Source organism: Candidatus Frankia alpina (assembly GCF_902806485.1).
GTDB classification, from domain to species: domain Bacteria; phylum Actinomycetota; class Actinomycetes; order Frankiales; family Frankiaceae; genus Frankia; species Frankia alpina.
Map to the genome: position 1 here is coordinate 1 of NZ_CADCWT010000136.1, position 13,293 is coordinate 13,293.

A 13,293-nucleotide genomic window follows, 5' to 3' on the forward strand; every position below is an offset into this window, starting at 1 on the left:
CAACGGGGCCGATACTCCGCGTAGCAGATCGCAACCTAGAACGATCTTCCCGGGGCCCTGAGGCGGACCTGGTGTTAACAAAACTTGACGGTCGCCGTCCAGCCGCAACGTCGCAAGCGCCGGGCCGGAACCCGGTCGGGCCGGAACCGGTCGGGCCGAGGTCACCGCGGTGCCGCCCAGGCCGCCGGGCTGGTACCCAGCGGCGCGGGCGGCAAGACCCATCGCGGGGCGACCCCGGCGACGGTCGCCGCGGGTCGGATGTACGACAGCTCGCCGAACTCGCTGTTCAGGCAGACACGGTAAGCCGCAACATCATCCGCCGTCGGGTCGGGTTGGGCGAGGGTGTCGTGGTGGCCGAGTTCCTGCAGCCAGCGTCCGGTCCGAGCCAGGGAGACCCGCACGTGCCAGCTCCCGCCCTCGCGCGCCCGCCGGGCGAGCGCGTCGAGCACCCCGAACGCGGCGAGATAGCCGGTGCCGTGGTCGAGCGCCTGCGCGGGCAGCGGCTGCGGGCTCGACGCCCCAGCCGCCTCGGCCGTGGCGACGGCGATCCCCGAGGCGGTCTGGACCAGGCTGTCGAAGCCACGCAGCCCGCTCCACGGCCCGTGGCGCCCGTAGGCGCTGATGCTGGCGTAGACGATGCCCGGTCGCATCCGGGCGACGGCGTCCGGGCCGAACCCGAGCCGGTCCAACGCGCTCGGCCGGTAGGCCTGCAGGACCACGTCCGCCGACGCGATCAACTCCCGCAGCCGGCGGGCATCGGCGGCGACCCGCAGGTTGAGGAACGCGTTGCGCTTACCGAACCCCGTGTCGACCAGCAGGCTGTGCACCTCCGGCAGGTGCGCGACGCCGACCCGCAGCACGTCCGCGCTGTAGGCGGCGAGCGTGCGCCCGGCGATGGGACCGGCGATGACCCGGGTCAGATCCAGCACCCGCAGACCGGCGGCCGGGGTCTCCGTCGGCGCGAACCGGGCCGGTGGGGCGTCGCCGAGCCGGCTCACCTCGATCAGCGGCAGGTCGGCCAGCGCCCCGGCCTGCCGGTGCTCGGCCCACTGCGGCTCCGACCGCGCCATGCTGGCGCACAGCCCCATGGCCTGCAGCTCCAACTCCAGTGGGGCGGCGTCCACACGCAGGATCACCCGCTCGACGGCGGCCCGGTCGTTCGGCGCCCCGAGCAGGTCCAGCACCCCGTTGCGGTGGTGCGGAAAGTTGCAGTGAAGCTGGATCCAGCGGCCGTCGGCCGTGGGGTAGTAGCCCGAGATCGGGTCCCACGGGCCCGGCGGTGCCTTCCCGTCGATGAGCAGGTGGCGCTCGCTACGGAAGGCGGCGCCGGCGTGGCGGGTGTCGACGGTGATGTCCGGTTGGCCGCCGCCGGCGCGGACGGCCAACAGCCGCCCGGCTCCGACCGCCGCGGCCGCCACCGAGGCGGTCGCGACCGTCATCACCCGGTAGAGGCTGGGCAGAACGTCGGCCGGGCCGGTGACGGTCAACCGGTCCGCGATGTCAGGCTCCCCCACCAGTGACGCGACCTCATCGACGATCTTCGCGACCTGCGCCATGTCCCCATCCCGTATTACCCGTGCGCACGCTCCGCGCCGGCTTTGGCGGCGCGCCCCCAGCCGGCAGCTGGGGCGTGACCGGCCCCGCACGTGGGGGGCCGGCTACGAGCACGAAACGATCACTCAAATCGCAGAGTGCGTAGAATGTTACTTTGTGCATCGGATGAGTCGCGAGTCTCGGGCTCGCCTTCGGGACGTTCGGCGCCCATTCTGAACACGTGCGGCGTACTTTCGCCATGACGCGGTGCCACCGTACCGCTCGATCGGGTGGTCATCGGCGGCCGGGGAGGCGCCCGTGGGTGCGAAGCCCTCGCTGTACGAGGTGCTGGGCGTGCCGCCCGATGCCACCGCGGACCAGATCCGCCATGCCTACCGGGCTGCGGCGCGGCGCACCCATCCCGACGCCGGCGGCTCCGCACCGGCCTTCGCCCAGGTCAACGTCGCCTACCGGGTCCTCGGCGACCCCGGCCTGCGTCGCCGCTACGACCTGCGGCTCGCCGACCCGGACCGGCCGCGTACCGCCGGACCGAGCGATCCCCCGACCGAGTCGCACCATCCTCAGGCTGGGCCGTATCCCCCCGGCGGGCCATCCTCGCCCGCGCCGCAGCCCGGAGCCGACCCGGTCGTACGGCGGCGCTACCTGATCCTGATGTCGATCGCGCTCGCCCTGTTCATCGCGGGCGGCACGGTGGTCCGGCTGTACTCCCTCCCGGCCGCCCTGATCATGATGGCGATCGCGGCGATCATCCCGCCGGTGGCCGTCGTCGTCGCGGGCCGTCCCCGCCTGCCGCCCGACCCGAACAACCGCGACCGGCCCGGACGCCGAGACTGACGGCACCGCGACGCGGCGGCAGTCGCGGGGGGGCAGCCGCGGGGGGGCAGCCGCAGTCACGCCCCGGTTTCCCCTGGGGCTGGTCAGCCGGGCAGGCGCACCCGCAGGGAGCCGACCGGGCGCCCGCCGCCGAGCACCGTCGGCGCCCCGAGCACGGCGAGCTGCGCCAGATCGAGCTCCGTATGCCCCGGCGTGTCCGCTCCGGGCAGCGCACCCAGGCGGTTCAGCGCGGCCAGCGCGACGGGGATACCCGCCCGCCCGTTCCCATCCGCGATCTTGATGGCGACGGTGTGCCCGTCGAGCGTCGCGACCAGGGTGACGCCCTCGGCGCCGTTCTTCGCCAGCACGCCGGGCGCGGCCCGCATCAGGTCGGTGTCGGGGCGCCCGACCCCGCCGACCAGCTCCGGATGGGCCCGCATGGCATCGACGACCCGCCGCTCCGGGCTGCCCGGCGCCGCCTGCACCATCGCCCGCAACCCGCGGGCGAGCCCGGTGAGCGAGAACGCGAACAGCGGCGCGCCGCAGCCGTCCACCGTCGTGCCGGCGATCTCCTCACCGGCCAGCTCCTCGATCGTGCGACGGATCACCTGCTGCAGCGGATGGTCCGGCTCGGTGTAGTTCGTCACCGGCCAGCCGGCGGCCACGCAGCAGGCGATCATCCCGGCGTGCTTGCCCGAGCAGTTCATCAGGACCGGCTCCGCGCGCCCGCCGGCACGCAGGTGGGCCTCGGCCGCGGCCGTGCCCAACGGCAGATCGGCGGTGCATTGCAGGGCGTCCGCGGAGTACCCGGCCACCGAGAGGATCTCCAGTACCCGGGCCAGGTGCGCCGGCTCGCCACTGTGCGAGCTCGCGACCACGGCAAGCAGGTCACTCGGGATGTTCCGGCTCAAAAAGACCCCGTCGAGACCGGCCCGCAGCATCGCGGCGGCCTGGAGGGGCTTGACTGCCGAACGGGGGAACACCGGTTTGTCGGGTGCTCCCACCCGCAGGGCGACGGCACCGTCGCGGCCGAGACCCACCACGGTGCCGTGATGCAGGCTCTCGACGAACGGCGCGCCGCTGCGCAACCCCCGGACGACCTCGGCGACCACCTGCGGACCCTCCGGCGGCTCCATGGCTGTCAGGGTACGACGGCGCTCTCGCCGATGCGGGCGCCATGCCGCATCTCCCACATCCGGCGAAAAGCCCGGTCCCGGCGCCGGCTCGGGTCTCCCCGCCGGGCCGGGCCCGCCCGCGGCCGCCGCTCGGAAGGAACCAGACCGCTACCCGGACGTGGCCGGGCCGCATACCCTGGCGGTGTGCCTGCTTACGACTACCGCTGCCGGGTGTGTGACGCCTCCTTCGAGGTCCGTCGGAGCATCACCGAATCCACCCCGACCGATGGGGTGAGCTGCCCCTCCGGCCATGCCGAGACCTCACGGGTCTTCTCTGCGGTGGCCGTCAGCCGCGGCACCGCCGCGCCGGCGATGGCGGCGCCGGTGGGCGGCGGCGGAACGTGCTGCGGAGGCGGTTGCTGCGGCTGACGCCGCTGACAGGGCCCGGGCCGTCGCCACGGTCCGGGGTGGCTGCGCGGTGCCCAGGCCGATTTCGGCGGCCGCGGCCTCAGCGTCGCCGCTGGCCGCTACTCGCCTCGCGGGTCTTCGCCGGGCCGCGGGACGCCCGGCTACGAGGGCCTACGTCCACTTGGCGATCCCGCTGGCCACCCGATGCCGCCGCCCGGTCCTCGATCAGCCGCCGGTGCAGGAGCCGCAGCGTCTCGTCCCGTTCGGTCTGGTTCAGGCCGGAGACGAGGGTCTGCAACAGGCCGCCCGATCCGGGTTTCTGGTCACGGTTGCCGAGCCCACGCATACCCATGAGCTCACTCCTACCCACGGGTGTGCTGCGTCACGCGACACCCGCCCAGAACCCCCCGGATGAGGCGAGGCCCGCGCGCACCTCCCGGTCGGGCCGATGCTCGGGCCACGGCGCCCCACCGGAACCGCCGGATCAGCCCGACGCCCCCGGCCGAGCGGCCCGCCCGCCCGAGGCCGCACTGCGCTTCGGGCGATCGGCCGGCCACCGGTCAGCCCGGGACACACTCGCCGCGCCGAATCCCCCCGGCGCCCGCGTCACCTGTCCTGCCCACGTCGGGCGTGCCGACCGGCGGTAGGTGCGCAGGACGTGGCGGTCGAAGGTGGGCGGCCCGAAAATCATGATCCAGGCGACCCCGAGCGCCCACAGGCCGGCGAGGGCTCCGAAGGCCAGAGCCCCGAAAGCGCCCAGAACCGCGAAGGCCACGAGAAGCGCGACGCTCGCGGCTAGGCCCCAGCCGATCAACCGGCCGGGACTGATCGGGTCCGCCGGTCCCCACCGAGCGGCGGGCGGCCGGGTCGACGCGGCCGCGCGGCGCGCTTGCGGCCGAGCAGCCCGGGTCGAGGTAGGCGCGGGTGCCCGGGACGCCCCTGCGCCCCGGGATGTCCCCGCATCCCGGGGCACGGAGCCGCCTGAGGTAGCTGTGCGCGGCCGTCGATCCAGCACGGTGCGTCCCATGGCTGCTGTCTGCCCCGTGGTGCCGGCGTCATGCAATCGACCTCATGACGCCTGCCACATTCTCCTGCCGCCCAACGGTTTCGCACCTGACGGCGCTGCCGTCGGGTGTCTGTCGAGTGTCTGCCAGGTGTCTCTCAGCGCCGCCGCGCCTCGGCTACGCCCCCGCTCGCAGCTCCCGCCACAGCTCGCCGACGGAGGTGAACTGGACGCCGGGCGCCGCCGCCGCGACCTCCTCGACGACCCGGTCAAGGGCGTGCTGATAGCGGAGATGGTCGATGATCTCCTCCCGTTCCGCGGGAAAGACCGCCCGGCCTAGCCAGCGGGCAAGCTCGGAACGGTCCTCGACGTCGGCCAGCGTCATGCCGGCCGACGCGCCGACCCGGGACTGGGCGGGGTCCGGGAACTGCGCATCGCCGGGCAGCTCGTCCGTCGGTTCGACGGAGCCCCATTCCTCCGCCCGGGTGTCCCGGCCGCTGCGCACGAACCCGGAGATCTCGTGCGCCATGGCGTCATCGCGCCACGGTCCGTGCTTGGAGCTTCCCCGATCCACTGCCATGTCTCGTTCCTTCCTACGTCGCCGCCCGCGGGCGGCGACAGGTGGTCGAGAGTTCGACGACCCGGGCGGTTGAGGCACGTGGGAGGTGCGGTCACCCCGTTCGTCCCGCCGGATCCGCGTCGCGCAGGGGATGTACACGCTGGGGCACGAAGCAAACCCCCGGCCGGGTCGCACGGGTCGTGCGGTTCGCGCGGATGGACCGCACGCCCCGAATGGATGATCCGGGGGCACCACAAGTGGGCCAGCGATACGGACGAGAGATGGTCCGCTTGTGCCAGGAGCCTGGTAGTCCGCAGCGGTCGGTGGTGTGCCCCGCGCGGGGGATCGGATGGCCCGGCCGTGCGCACCCGGAATAGGGAGAAAGCCCCCGATGGGGCCATCGGCGGCGCGGGTGGCACGCCCGGACGGACCATGCCCCTGCGGGTGGCCCACGCGGGTGGTGGCTGTCTGCGCGACGGGCCCGATCAGGCGGGTGCTCCCCGCCCATCTCGGCTCGAGCAACCCAGGAGTGCATCCCCGCCTGAGCCACGGGGACACCCCCGCTCGGACTATTCAGGCCCGGGAGCCAGGTCCGTGAGCACGCGGATGGTCAGGCCGATCGTCGTGGCCGCAGGCCGGTGGGTCGACGATCGGGCGACGGAGGACCGGCCGCCGCGGGACCTTCGAGCAGCGGTCACAGCCCCGTCGGAGCCGCGAGACCGACCGCCGACGTCGGCGATGGCGCCGCCATCCGTGCTCCCTCGACGGCCGCCCCCACGCCTACGGCATAGATCGCGCAGGGCCTTCCGATCACCGGTCGGGCGACATTGCGGACCGGCACTCCGCCCGCTGTCGACCCGCGTTCCGAGCCCGCGTGGGCGTGCCCGTGCAAGGCCAGGCCGGCGCCGCCGGCATCCATCGCCTCGGCGAGATGATAGCTGCCGAGAAAGGGATAGATCTCGGCCCGCTCGCCGATCAGGGTGTCCGGAATCGGGGCGTAATGGGTCAAAGCAATACGAAAGTCGCAGTCCAGTGCATCCAACGCATACTGGAGCTTAGCGGCGGCCTCCTTCGTATGCCGGACGAAGGCCTTCATCAGCGGTTCACCGAAGTCCGATCCGCTCGCGCCGGCAAAGCCGCCGCCGAATCCCTTGACCCCGGCGACCCCGAGGCGCTCGCCGTCGACATCCACCACCGTTGAGGTGCCTTCAAGCACCGTCACGCCGGCGCCGGTCAGGATGCCGGCGATCTCGCGCTCGGCATCGCCGTGATAGTCGTGGTTGCCGAGCACGGCGATGACCGGCAGCGGCGCGCCCGCCACCTCCGCCGCGACGACCTCGGCCTCGGCCGGCAGCCCGTGCTGGGTGAGGTCACCCGCCAGCAGTAACACGTCCGCGCGCCCCGCGAGGCCGCGGACGACCGGCCCGAAGGTGCCGCCGCTGTCCGCTCCCAGATGGATGTCGCCGACGGCGGCGATGCGCATCATGAAATGGTCTCCACGCTCGCGGGTTCGTCGGCCACCGTGGCGCGGCCGGTGACGGTGACGGTGACCTCGTTGCGAACCGGCCGACCGGGAACGGCCTCGGCCAGCACGTCCGCGACCGCCCGGCGGCGGCCGTCGGTGGCGACCTCGCCCTCGACGAGGATGCGCCCGTCCGCGACCACTACCTCGAGGCCGAGCTCCGCGACCCGCGGGTCCTCGGCGAGGCGGTCGTGCAGCTCCCCCGCCAGGTACTCGTCGGCCTCGGCCAGGTCCATCTCAACCTGGTCACCGGGGGGCGACGCGGTGACCGCGGTCACCGCGGTGACCGTGGCGACCGCCTCGAGCCGCCCGGGGTCGGCGCCCGGCTCGGCCGTGTTCTGCCGGTCGTGCGCGCCCCCGCGTTGCGCCGCCGGTCTCCCGCGATTGCCGGCTGCTTTGCTGCCTTCCAAACAATTGCTTTGCGTCGAGCGGCCTTCAGCGCTGCCGCCTTTCGCTCCGCCGGCGCGTTGCACCGGGTCACCTTCCGTCCCGTCGGGGCGTTCCGCCGCTGCGGAAAGCTCAATCTCGCCGGGCCTGGCGGCGATCGGGACGGACTCGGCCGGCGGAATGAGATTGAGCCGGGCGGCGACCAGCAACGCGGCCTCGGCGAAGGGCGAAGCGGCGGTGGACCGGCGAACCTGGTCCCAGTCGACCTGCTCGCGCATCGCCCGAATCATCGGCAGGACCCGGGCCAGATCGCAGTAGCGCTCCTCCAGAGCCAGCAGGGTCATCTCGAACCAGTCCGTGGCGTCAAGGACGGGCATCCGAACCGAGTCCACCGACATCTCGCTGGACCGTTCCAACATCTGCCGGGTGACCGCGCGACCGACCGGATGGTGGATGAGATCGACGAGCACCTCGCCGTCGAACACCTTGGTCAGCCAGTCCTCCGGCGGATCCACGGGACGCAGGCCGCTCGCCGCCAGAACCGCCACCGCCCGCGGCACGTCCTCTTCCCGCAGCATGAAATCCACGTCGTGAACGGGCTCGGGACCGCCACGGGCCCAGCACGCGTAGCTCCCCCCCAGGGCGAACGGGACGTCCGCCTCCTTCAGGGTCACAGCAACCCGTTTCAGACTCTCCCGCAGACCTCTGGGCGCATCCTCCATACCGCAGCCCGTACCCTCCTGTGCCCTGTGATGCACCTCGCGCGGGGCGCCGGGTAGTTGCGGGTGTCCCTGTCGCGATCCCGACATCCCCGAACGGCTACCCCAAAGCGGTGACAAGACTACTACGCAAGTGCCGGGATGTCCGGCTATCCGTAGTTATAATTTCACTACATGCCACAGGAGTTACGGCTTCGACGTCGGAGCGCCGCCTGATTCTCACACCCTGGCGACAACGAGCGTCGGCATGAGCGATGATGACCTTTGCGGCGAACTCGTCGGCCGCCCACTTCGACACCGGATTGGAAGCGAACCCTGAACGCGCGCACACGATCCGACCAGTTGCCCAGGGGTGTCGGTGAAGACACCGGCGTGCTGGAACATTCCGGCGAGCGCCTACCCGGGCAACGCGGCACCGAGCAGGCCAAACTGATCACCCAGCCGACCGAGCCGCCCAGCACCAGCGGCGTGGTGGACATGTCCAGCCATCCAGGCCAGCTGGCCCGCCGGCTACAGCAGGTGACCTACCAGCTATGGACCACGACGGTCTCCACCGAGACCACTCCACCCCAGTTCGTGGTCCTCAACAGTCTCCTCGCCGATCCCGACATCGATCAGCGCACGCTCGGTGAACGGGCGTCGCTCGACCGATCCACGGTCGCCGATGTGGTGGCGAGGCTCGTCCAGAGAGGGCTCATCCGCCGGGTCCGCGACCCGCGTGACGGCCGCCGCAACGTGCTACGGCTGACCAAACGAGGCGAGTCGACCCACGGCCAGGTGGCGGACCGCATCGAACAGATGAACGACAAGCTACTCGCCCCTCTGTCCCGGGAGGAACAGGGCACGCTGCTCTCCATGCTGACGCGGATCGTCGACCAGGGCGGCCCGCGCTAGCACGAACGCTACTCATCGTTTACATTCGGTAACGCTAGGACGTCGATTCGATCCGACCGGCACCGAGGACGATGCAGCGACTCCGTCGGCCCGACGCGCGGCGTCGCCCCCGATCACCTGGCGCCCCGCTCCCGGGCCTGTCCGTACTTCGGCGACTCGCTGTCGTCGGGCTCGCCAGCCTCGCGGTCGGCACCGTCGGCATCACCGCCTCGTCCCCGCTCCACGGGCGCGAGGCCGCCCGGCCCGCCAGTTCCCTGCCGGCGGGCCGTCCCGACCGCGGTGAGCCCGACGGCGGTCCACGCTCCGCCGGCCTTGATCGGCCCGCCGATCGCGACCTGCCCGGCGGGGTCCCGCCGCACGGCATTCGGCCGGGCCAGACCCGGCCGAATGGGGCCGGCGCCTCGTTCAGTCCCGAGGCCACGTCCATCACCCTCGTCGCGGTGGGCGAGATCGATCTGTCCCGGACTGTCGACCCACGGGTGGCCCTGGTGGCCCTGCGTGGCTACGGCACCGCAGCCGATCTCGCCCTCTGCCGGCTGGCGGCGCCCCTACCCGCGTCCCCCGACGCCCCAGCCGGCCGGGACGCCCCTGACGGCCGTCCCGAGGGCGGGGATGCCGCCGCCGCACTCGCCGACGCCGGCTTCGACCGCTGCGACACCGACGGCATCGATCCTCCCGGCAGCGCGGCGGCACAACGCACCCGGACGGCCCTCGACCGCGCGGGCATCGCCGTATCCGTTCCGTCGGACGGCGGCACCCGGACACCGACCGCGACCGCGACGGTCCGGGGCACAAGGATCGCCCTGCTGTCCTACCTCGACTCCGCCGCCACGACTGCCACGGCCGGTCTCACCGCCGAGCAGATCGGGCGGGACGCCGCCCGCGCCCGCGCCGACGGCGCCGATCTCGTCGTCGCGCAGCTCGCCTGGGGCCGGCCCGGCCAGCAGACCGTGACACCGCACCAGCGCGACCTGGCCCGCGCGCTGCTCACCTCGTCCGACGTGGACCTGATTCTCGGCAGCGGCGGCGGGAGCCCGCTGCCGATCGAGCGGATCGCCGGCCGCTACGTCGCCTACGACCTGGGCACCCTGATCGCCACGCAGGCGGCCGGCGGCCGCACGGGCGCCATCGGGGTCGGATCGGCGGACGGCGGAGGGTCCGCGGCGCCGGGCCGCGACGGCGTGGTGCTGACCATCCAGGTCCGAAGCACGGCCCTGGGCTGGACGGTGGCCGGGCTCACGTACACCCCGACCTGGACGGATCCTTCCGGTGCCGCCGGCTGGCCGATCGCCGACAGGCTGGACGACCGCGGCACGCCCGCGCCGGACCGGGCCCTGTTGAACGCCTCCTGGCAGCGCACCGTCGCGGCCCTCGGGACGCTCGGCTCGGCCGACGGGGTCCGGGTCGACCGGGTTCCCCGCGATCCGCCACCGGACCGTCCCGGCGGCCCCGCCCGGCCACCAGAACCCGGCCAGGCGGACGGCGTCGATCCGAGAGGATGAGGATATAGATCAAACCTAGTGCAATTAGCGTGTCTTCCCCATCGACCCGATACTGTCAGCGCTGCAGCAGCGGCGTGACGCCACGCCGTCCGCCCAGGTAGCCGTTCCGAGGAGGAGACACGTGACATCGCCTGACACCGCGGCCCTGGTGCTCCGGGTCATCGTGGGTCTCACTCTGGTCGCCCATGGCTACAACCACGTCTGGGGGCCGGGCGGGATCAAGGGCACGGCCGGCTGGTTCCAGAGCATGGGTCTGCGCCCCGGCATCGTGCACGCTTGGGTCTCCGGTCTCGTCGAGCTCGCCGCAGGATTCGGGCTGGTCTTCGGCTTCCTCGCCCCGTTCAGCGCCGGCGGCATCATCGGCACGATGGTCGTCGCGGGCATCACGGCGCACCGTAACAACGGCTTCTTCATCTTCAAGCCGGGCCAGGGTTACGAGTACGTCCTGATGATCGCGGCCGTGTGCGCGGCGATCGGCATCCTCGGCCCCGGCAAGGCGTCGCTGGACCACGCGATCGGCATCGAGCTCGACGGCTGGGCCGGCGGCCTGATCGCGATCCTGCTCGGCGTCGGTGGGGCCGCGCTGCTGCTGGCGACCGCCTGGCGCCCGGAGCGCAAGCCGGCCGAGTCGGCCGGCGCCTGAGCGAGCCGCCCGATGGCGGGGCGCCCGGGCGAACAGTGTGCTCATACTGACCTACGTGCCTGCGAATTCCGACAGCGAACAGCTGACGTCGACACCTTCCGCCCCGTCCCGGCGCATCCCCAGCGGCGGGCTGACTCTCGCCGCGGACACCTACAGCGACGACACCGACCCTCCGGTGGTCTTACTCCACGGCGGCGGCCAGACCCGCCACTCCTGGCGGCGCACCGCGCGGCGGCTCGGTGCCGAAGGCTGGTACGCCCTCACGGTGGACCTGCGCGGCCACGGTGACTCCGGCTGGTCCCCCGAGGGCGACTACGCCCTCGACGCCTTTGCCGACGACGTGCTCGCCCTGCGCCGTGCCCTCGGCCGGCCGCCGGTGTTCATCGGCGCATCGCTGGGCGGGATTGCCTCGCTCGCCGCGATCGGCCGCGACCCCGACGTCGCACGCGGCCTGGTCCTCGCCGACGTGTCCCCGTTCCTGCAGCCCCGGGGCACCGGACGGATCATGGAGTTCATGCGGGGCGCGCCGGACGGCTTCGCCTCCGTGCAGGACGCCGCCGACGCGGTCGCCGCCTACCTGCCACACCGGGAGCGCCCGCGCGACCCCGCCGGGCTTCGCAAGAACCTCCGCTTCGCCGACGGACGCTAGTACTGGCACTGGGATCCGGCGTTCGTCTTCCCCCCGGAAGGCCACGACCCGCGGCTGCGGCTACGCACGCCGCTGGAGGAGCTGTCCGCTATCGTGACGAGGCTGCGGATCCCGACCATGCTCGTGCGGGGCGGCCAGTCCGACGTGCTCAGCGAGGACGACGCCCGCCGCTTCCTCGACCTCGCCCCGCACGCGGAGTTCTGCGACGTCGCCGGGGCGCACCACATGGTGGCCGGCGACGACAACGCCGTCTTCGACGTGCGGATCCTCTAGTTCCTCCAGCGCCGGATCCGCCCCCGCCTGGTCCTGGGCCCCGCCGGCTGACCCGTCACCCGGGTACGCCTAGCTCATGGACGCCACCCCAGCCGAGGACGCCATCCCAGCCGAGGACGCCACGCCGATCGACCAGGCCACGTCGGCCGAGGATGGCGGGCCGCCCGCGATCGCCGGTCTGCTACTGGCGGCCGGGGCAGGGCGGCGGATGGGGCGTGCCAAGGCGCTGGTGGAGCTCGGCGGCGAGACCCTGGCCGCGCGGGGCGTCCGGCTGCTCACCGCCGGCGGGTGCACGCCGGTCGTGATCGTCGTTGGCGCCGCCGCGGACGAGGTCGGCGCGGCCGTGACCGATCTCGCCGCCGAGGACCGGCCGGCGATCCCGGCGATCCCGGCAGCCCCGGATCGCCGCCCTCCCAGGGGGGCGGACCGTCCCGGGTGGGTGGCGGCGCGTCTGGTGCGGGCGGATGGCTGGGCCGAGGGCATCGGCGCCTCCCTGCGGGCCGGGCTCGAGGCCCTCGCCGGCACCGGCGCCGACGCCGCGGTCGTGACGCTGGTGGACCAGCCCAGCCTGACCGCGGCCGCGATCCGCCGCCTGGTCGACGCCGCCGCGCCGGCCGGCGGCTACCAGCGGTATCCCGCGCTGACCGCGACCTACCGCGGGCAGCCGGGCCATCCCGTCCTGCTGCGCCGGGCTGTCTGGGCCGACGTCGCCGCCCTCGCCCGCGGGGAGGTCGGCGCACGGGCCTGGCTGCGCGCCCATCCAGCGGCGGTCGGTCGGGTGGCCTGCGACGGCCTCGGCACCCCTGCGGACGTCGACACCCCAGCCGACCTCGCCGGCATCGGGGAAGATGCCGACATGGACCTGTCTGTCACCGACAATCCCGACCGCTTCCGCTACGAGGCGCTGACGCCGACCGGCGAGGTCGCCGGTTTCGCGCAGTACCAGAAGCGAGCAGATCGGATCATCTTCATCCACACCGAGGTGAGTCCGGAGTTCTCCGGCCAGGGGGTGGGCTCCACCCTCGCCGCCGGGGCGTTGGACGATGTTCGCCGGCAGGGCCTGGCCGTGGTCCCTCAGCGCCCCTACATCCGGGCGTTCATCGATCGCCATCCGGCCTACGCCGATCTCGTCGTGGCCGACGCGTGAGCCCCGGCCCGACTGACGCGGAGCGAACATCCGCCCTGGTAGGACACCGGAGTTTTTCCGAAACCCGCGATGGCTGATTCGAATCAGATCGCCGGGATCGTAAAT

At 73.1% G+C, this 13,293-nt stretch carries 15 protein-coding genes; 8 read left to right on the top strand and 7 right to left on the bottom strand.

Annotated features, from left to right (window positions below; genetic code table 11):
- Positions 1-161: 161 nt before the first annotated feature.
- Complete coding sequence (locus G6R25_RS14895) at positions 162-1,556, bottom strand: CoA transferase (RefSeq protein WP_163553440.1); 1,395 nt, start codon at positions 1,554-1,556, stop codon at positions 162-164.
- Positions 1,557-1,851: 295 nt separating this feature from the next.
- Between G6R25_RS14895 and G6R25_RS14900 the strand changes: the two genes are divergently transcribed.
- Positions 1,852-2,388, top strand: coding sequence for a J domain-containing protein (locus G6R25_RS14900; RefSeq protein ID WP_163553441.1), 537 nt, complete (start codon positions 1,852-1,854; stop codon positions 2,386-2,388).
- A gap of 83 nt (positions 2,389-2,471) precedes the next feature.
- On the opposite strand, the gene G6R25_RS14905 is transcribed toward G6R25_RS14900, so the two are convergent.
- Positions 2,472-3,503: an asparaginase gene (locus G6R25_RS14905; RefSeq protein ID WP_163553442.1), complete on the bottom strand. Its 1,032-nt coding sequence runs from the start codon at positions 3,501-3,503 to the stop codon at positions 2,472-2,474.
- A 183-nt stretch (positions 3,504-3,686) separates the two neighbouring features.
- Between G6R25_RS14905 and G6R25_RS14910 the strand changes: the two genes are divergently transcribed.
- Positions 3,687-3,911 (top strand): FmdB family zinc ribbon protein, encoded by a 225-nt coding sequence (locus G6R25_RS14910; protein WP_136446949.1) that lies wholly within the window; start codon positions 3,687-3,689, stop codon positions 3,909-3,911.
- Positions 3,912-3,990: 79 nt separating this feature from the next.
- Here G6R25_RS14910 and G6R25_RS14915 read toward each other — a convergent pair whose 3' ends face one another.
- The 5 genes from G6R25_RS14915 to G6R25_RS14935 all read right to left on the bottom strand — a co-directional run bounded on the left by G6R25_RS14915 (position 3,991) and on the right by G6R25_RS14935 (position 8,035).
- On the bottom strand, positions 3,991-4,242 hold the full coding sequence (locus G6R25_RS14915) for a hypothetical protein (protein ID WP_163553443.1): 252 nt from the start codon (positions 4,240-4,242) through the stop codon (positions 3,991-3,993).
- A gap of 132 nt (positions 4,243-4,374) precedes the next feature.
- Entirely contained in the window at positions 4,375-4,665 is a 291-nt protein-coding gene (locus G6R25_RS14920) for a hypothetical protein (protein WP_163553444.1), read from the bottom strand.
- Positions 4,666-5,071: 406 nt separating this feature from the next.
- Positions 5,072-5,473 carry a DUF2795 domain-containing protein gene (locus G6R25_RS14925; RefSeq protein ID WP_163553445.1) on the bottom strand — a complete coding sequence of 134 codons (402 nt, stop codon included), beginning with the start codon at positions 5,471-5,473 and terminating at the stop codon, positions 5,072-5,074.
- Positions 5,474-6,146: 673 nt separating this feature from the next.
- On the bottom strand, positions 6,147-6,938 hold the full coding sequence (locus tag G6R25_RS14930) for a metallophosphoesterase family protein (protein ID WP_163553446.1): 792 nt from the start codon (positions 6,936-6,938) through the stop codon (positions 6,147-6,149).
- Positions 6,935-8,035, bottom strand: coding sequence for a BON domain-containing protein (locus G6R25_RS14935; RefSeq protein WP_336501555.1), 1,101 nt, complete (start codon positions 8,033-8,035; stop codon positions 6,935-6,937). Before G6R25_RS14935 ends, G6R25_RS14930 begins: the two co-directional genes overlap by 4 nt.
- Positions 8,036-8,452: 417 nt before the next feature.
- Here G6R25_RS14935 and G6R25_RS14940 point away from each other — a divergent pair, with 417 nt between their 5' ends.
- From G6R25_RS14940 to G6R25_RS14960, 6 genes are all read left to right on the top strand, one after another.
- Positions 8,453-8,974, top strand: coding sequence for a MarR family winged helix-turn-helix transcriptional regulator (locus tag G6R25_RS14940; protein ID WP_412842464.1), 522 nt, complete (start codon positions 8,453-8,455; stop codon positions 8,972-8,974).
- 71 nt (positions 8,975-9,045) lie between these two features.
- Positions 9,046-10,476 carry a CapA family protein gene (locus G6R25_RS14945; RefSeq protein WP_163553448.1) on the top strand — a complete coding sequence of 477 codons (1,431 nt, stop codon included), beginning with the start codon at positions 9,046-9,048 and terminating at the stop codon, positions 10,474-10,476.
- 121 nt (positions 10,477-10,597) lie between these two features.
- Positions 10,598-11,119, top strand: coding sequence for a DoxX family protein (locus G6R25_RS14950; protein ID WP_136446955.1), 522 nt, complete (start codon positions 10,598-10,600; stop codon positions 11,117-11,119).
- 55 nt (positions 11,120-11,174) lie between these two features.
- On the top strand, positions 11,175-11,768 hold the full coding sequence (locus tag G6R25_RS14955; RefSeq protein ID WP_235948533.1) for an alpha/beta fold hydrolase: 594 nt from the start codon (positions 11,175-11,177) through the stop codon (positions 11,766-11,768).
- Positions 11,769-11,861: 93 nt separating this feature from the next.
- Positions 11,862-12,041: an alpha/beta fold hydrolase gene (locus G6R25_RS31610; RefSeq protein WP_235948535.1), complete on the top strand. Its 180-nt coding sequence runs from the start codon at positions 11,862-11,864 to the stop codon at positions 12,039-12,041.
- 76 nt (positions 12,042-12,117) lie between these two features.
- A complete protein-coding gene (locus tag G6R25_RS14960; protein ID WP_163553449.1) occupies positions 12,118-13,188 on the top strand; it encodes a GNAT family N-acetyltransferase in 1,071 nt (356 codons plus the stop codon).
- Positions 13,189-13,293: the final 105 nt, after the last annotated feature.

Excerpts from the sequence above, each read along its gene's own strand:
- G6R25_RS14930 (WP_163553446.1), bottom strand. The coding sequence starts at position 6,938 with ATGATGCGCATCGCCGCCGTCGGCGACATCCATCTGGGAGCGGACAGC.
- G6R25_RS14905 (WP_163553442.1), bottom strand. The coding sequence starts at position 3,503 with ATGGAGCCGCCGGAGGGTCCGCAGGTGGTCGCCGAGGTCGTCCGGGGG.
- G6R25_RS14925 (WP_163553445.1), bottom strand. The coding sequence starts at position 5,473 with ATGGCAGTGGATCGGGGAAGCTCCAAGCACGGACCGTGGCGCGATGAC.
- G6R25_RS14960 (WP_163553449.1), top strand. The coding sequence starts at position 12,118 with ATGGACGCCACCCCAGCCGAGGACGCCATCCCAGCCGAGGACGCCACG.
- G6R25_RS14945 (WP_163553448.1), top strand. The coding sequence starts at position 9,046 with ATGCAGCGACTCCGTCGGCCCGACGCGCGGCGTCGCCCCCGATCACCT.
- G6R25_RS14915 (WP_163553443.1), bottom strand. The coding sequence starts at position 4,242 with ATGGGTATGCGTGGGCTCGGCAACCGTGACCAGAAACCCGGATCGGGC.
- G6R25_RS14895 (WP_163553440.1), bottom strand. The coding sequence starts at position 1,556 with ATGGCGCAGGTCGCGAAGATCGTCGATGAGGTCGCGTCACTGGTGGGG.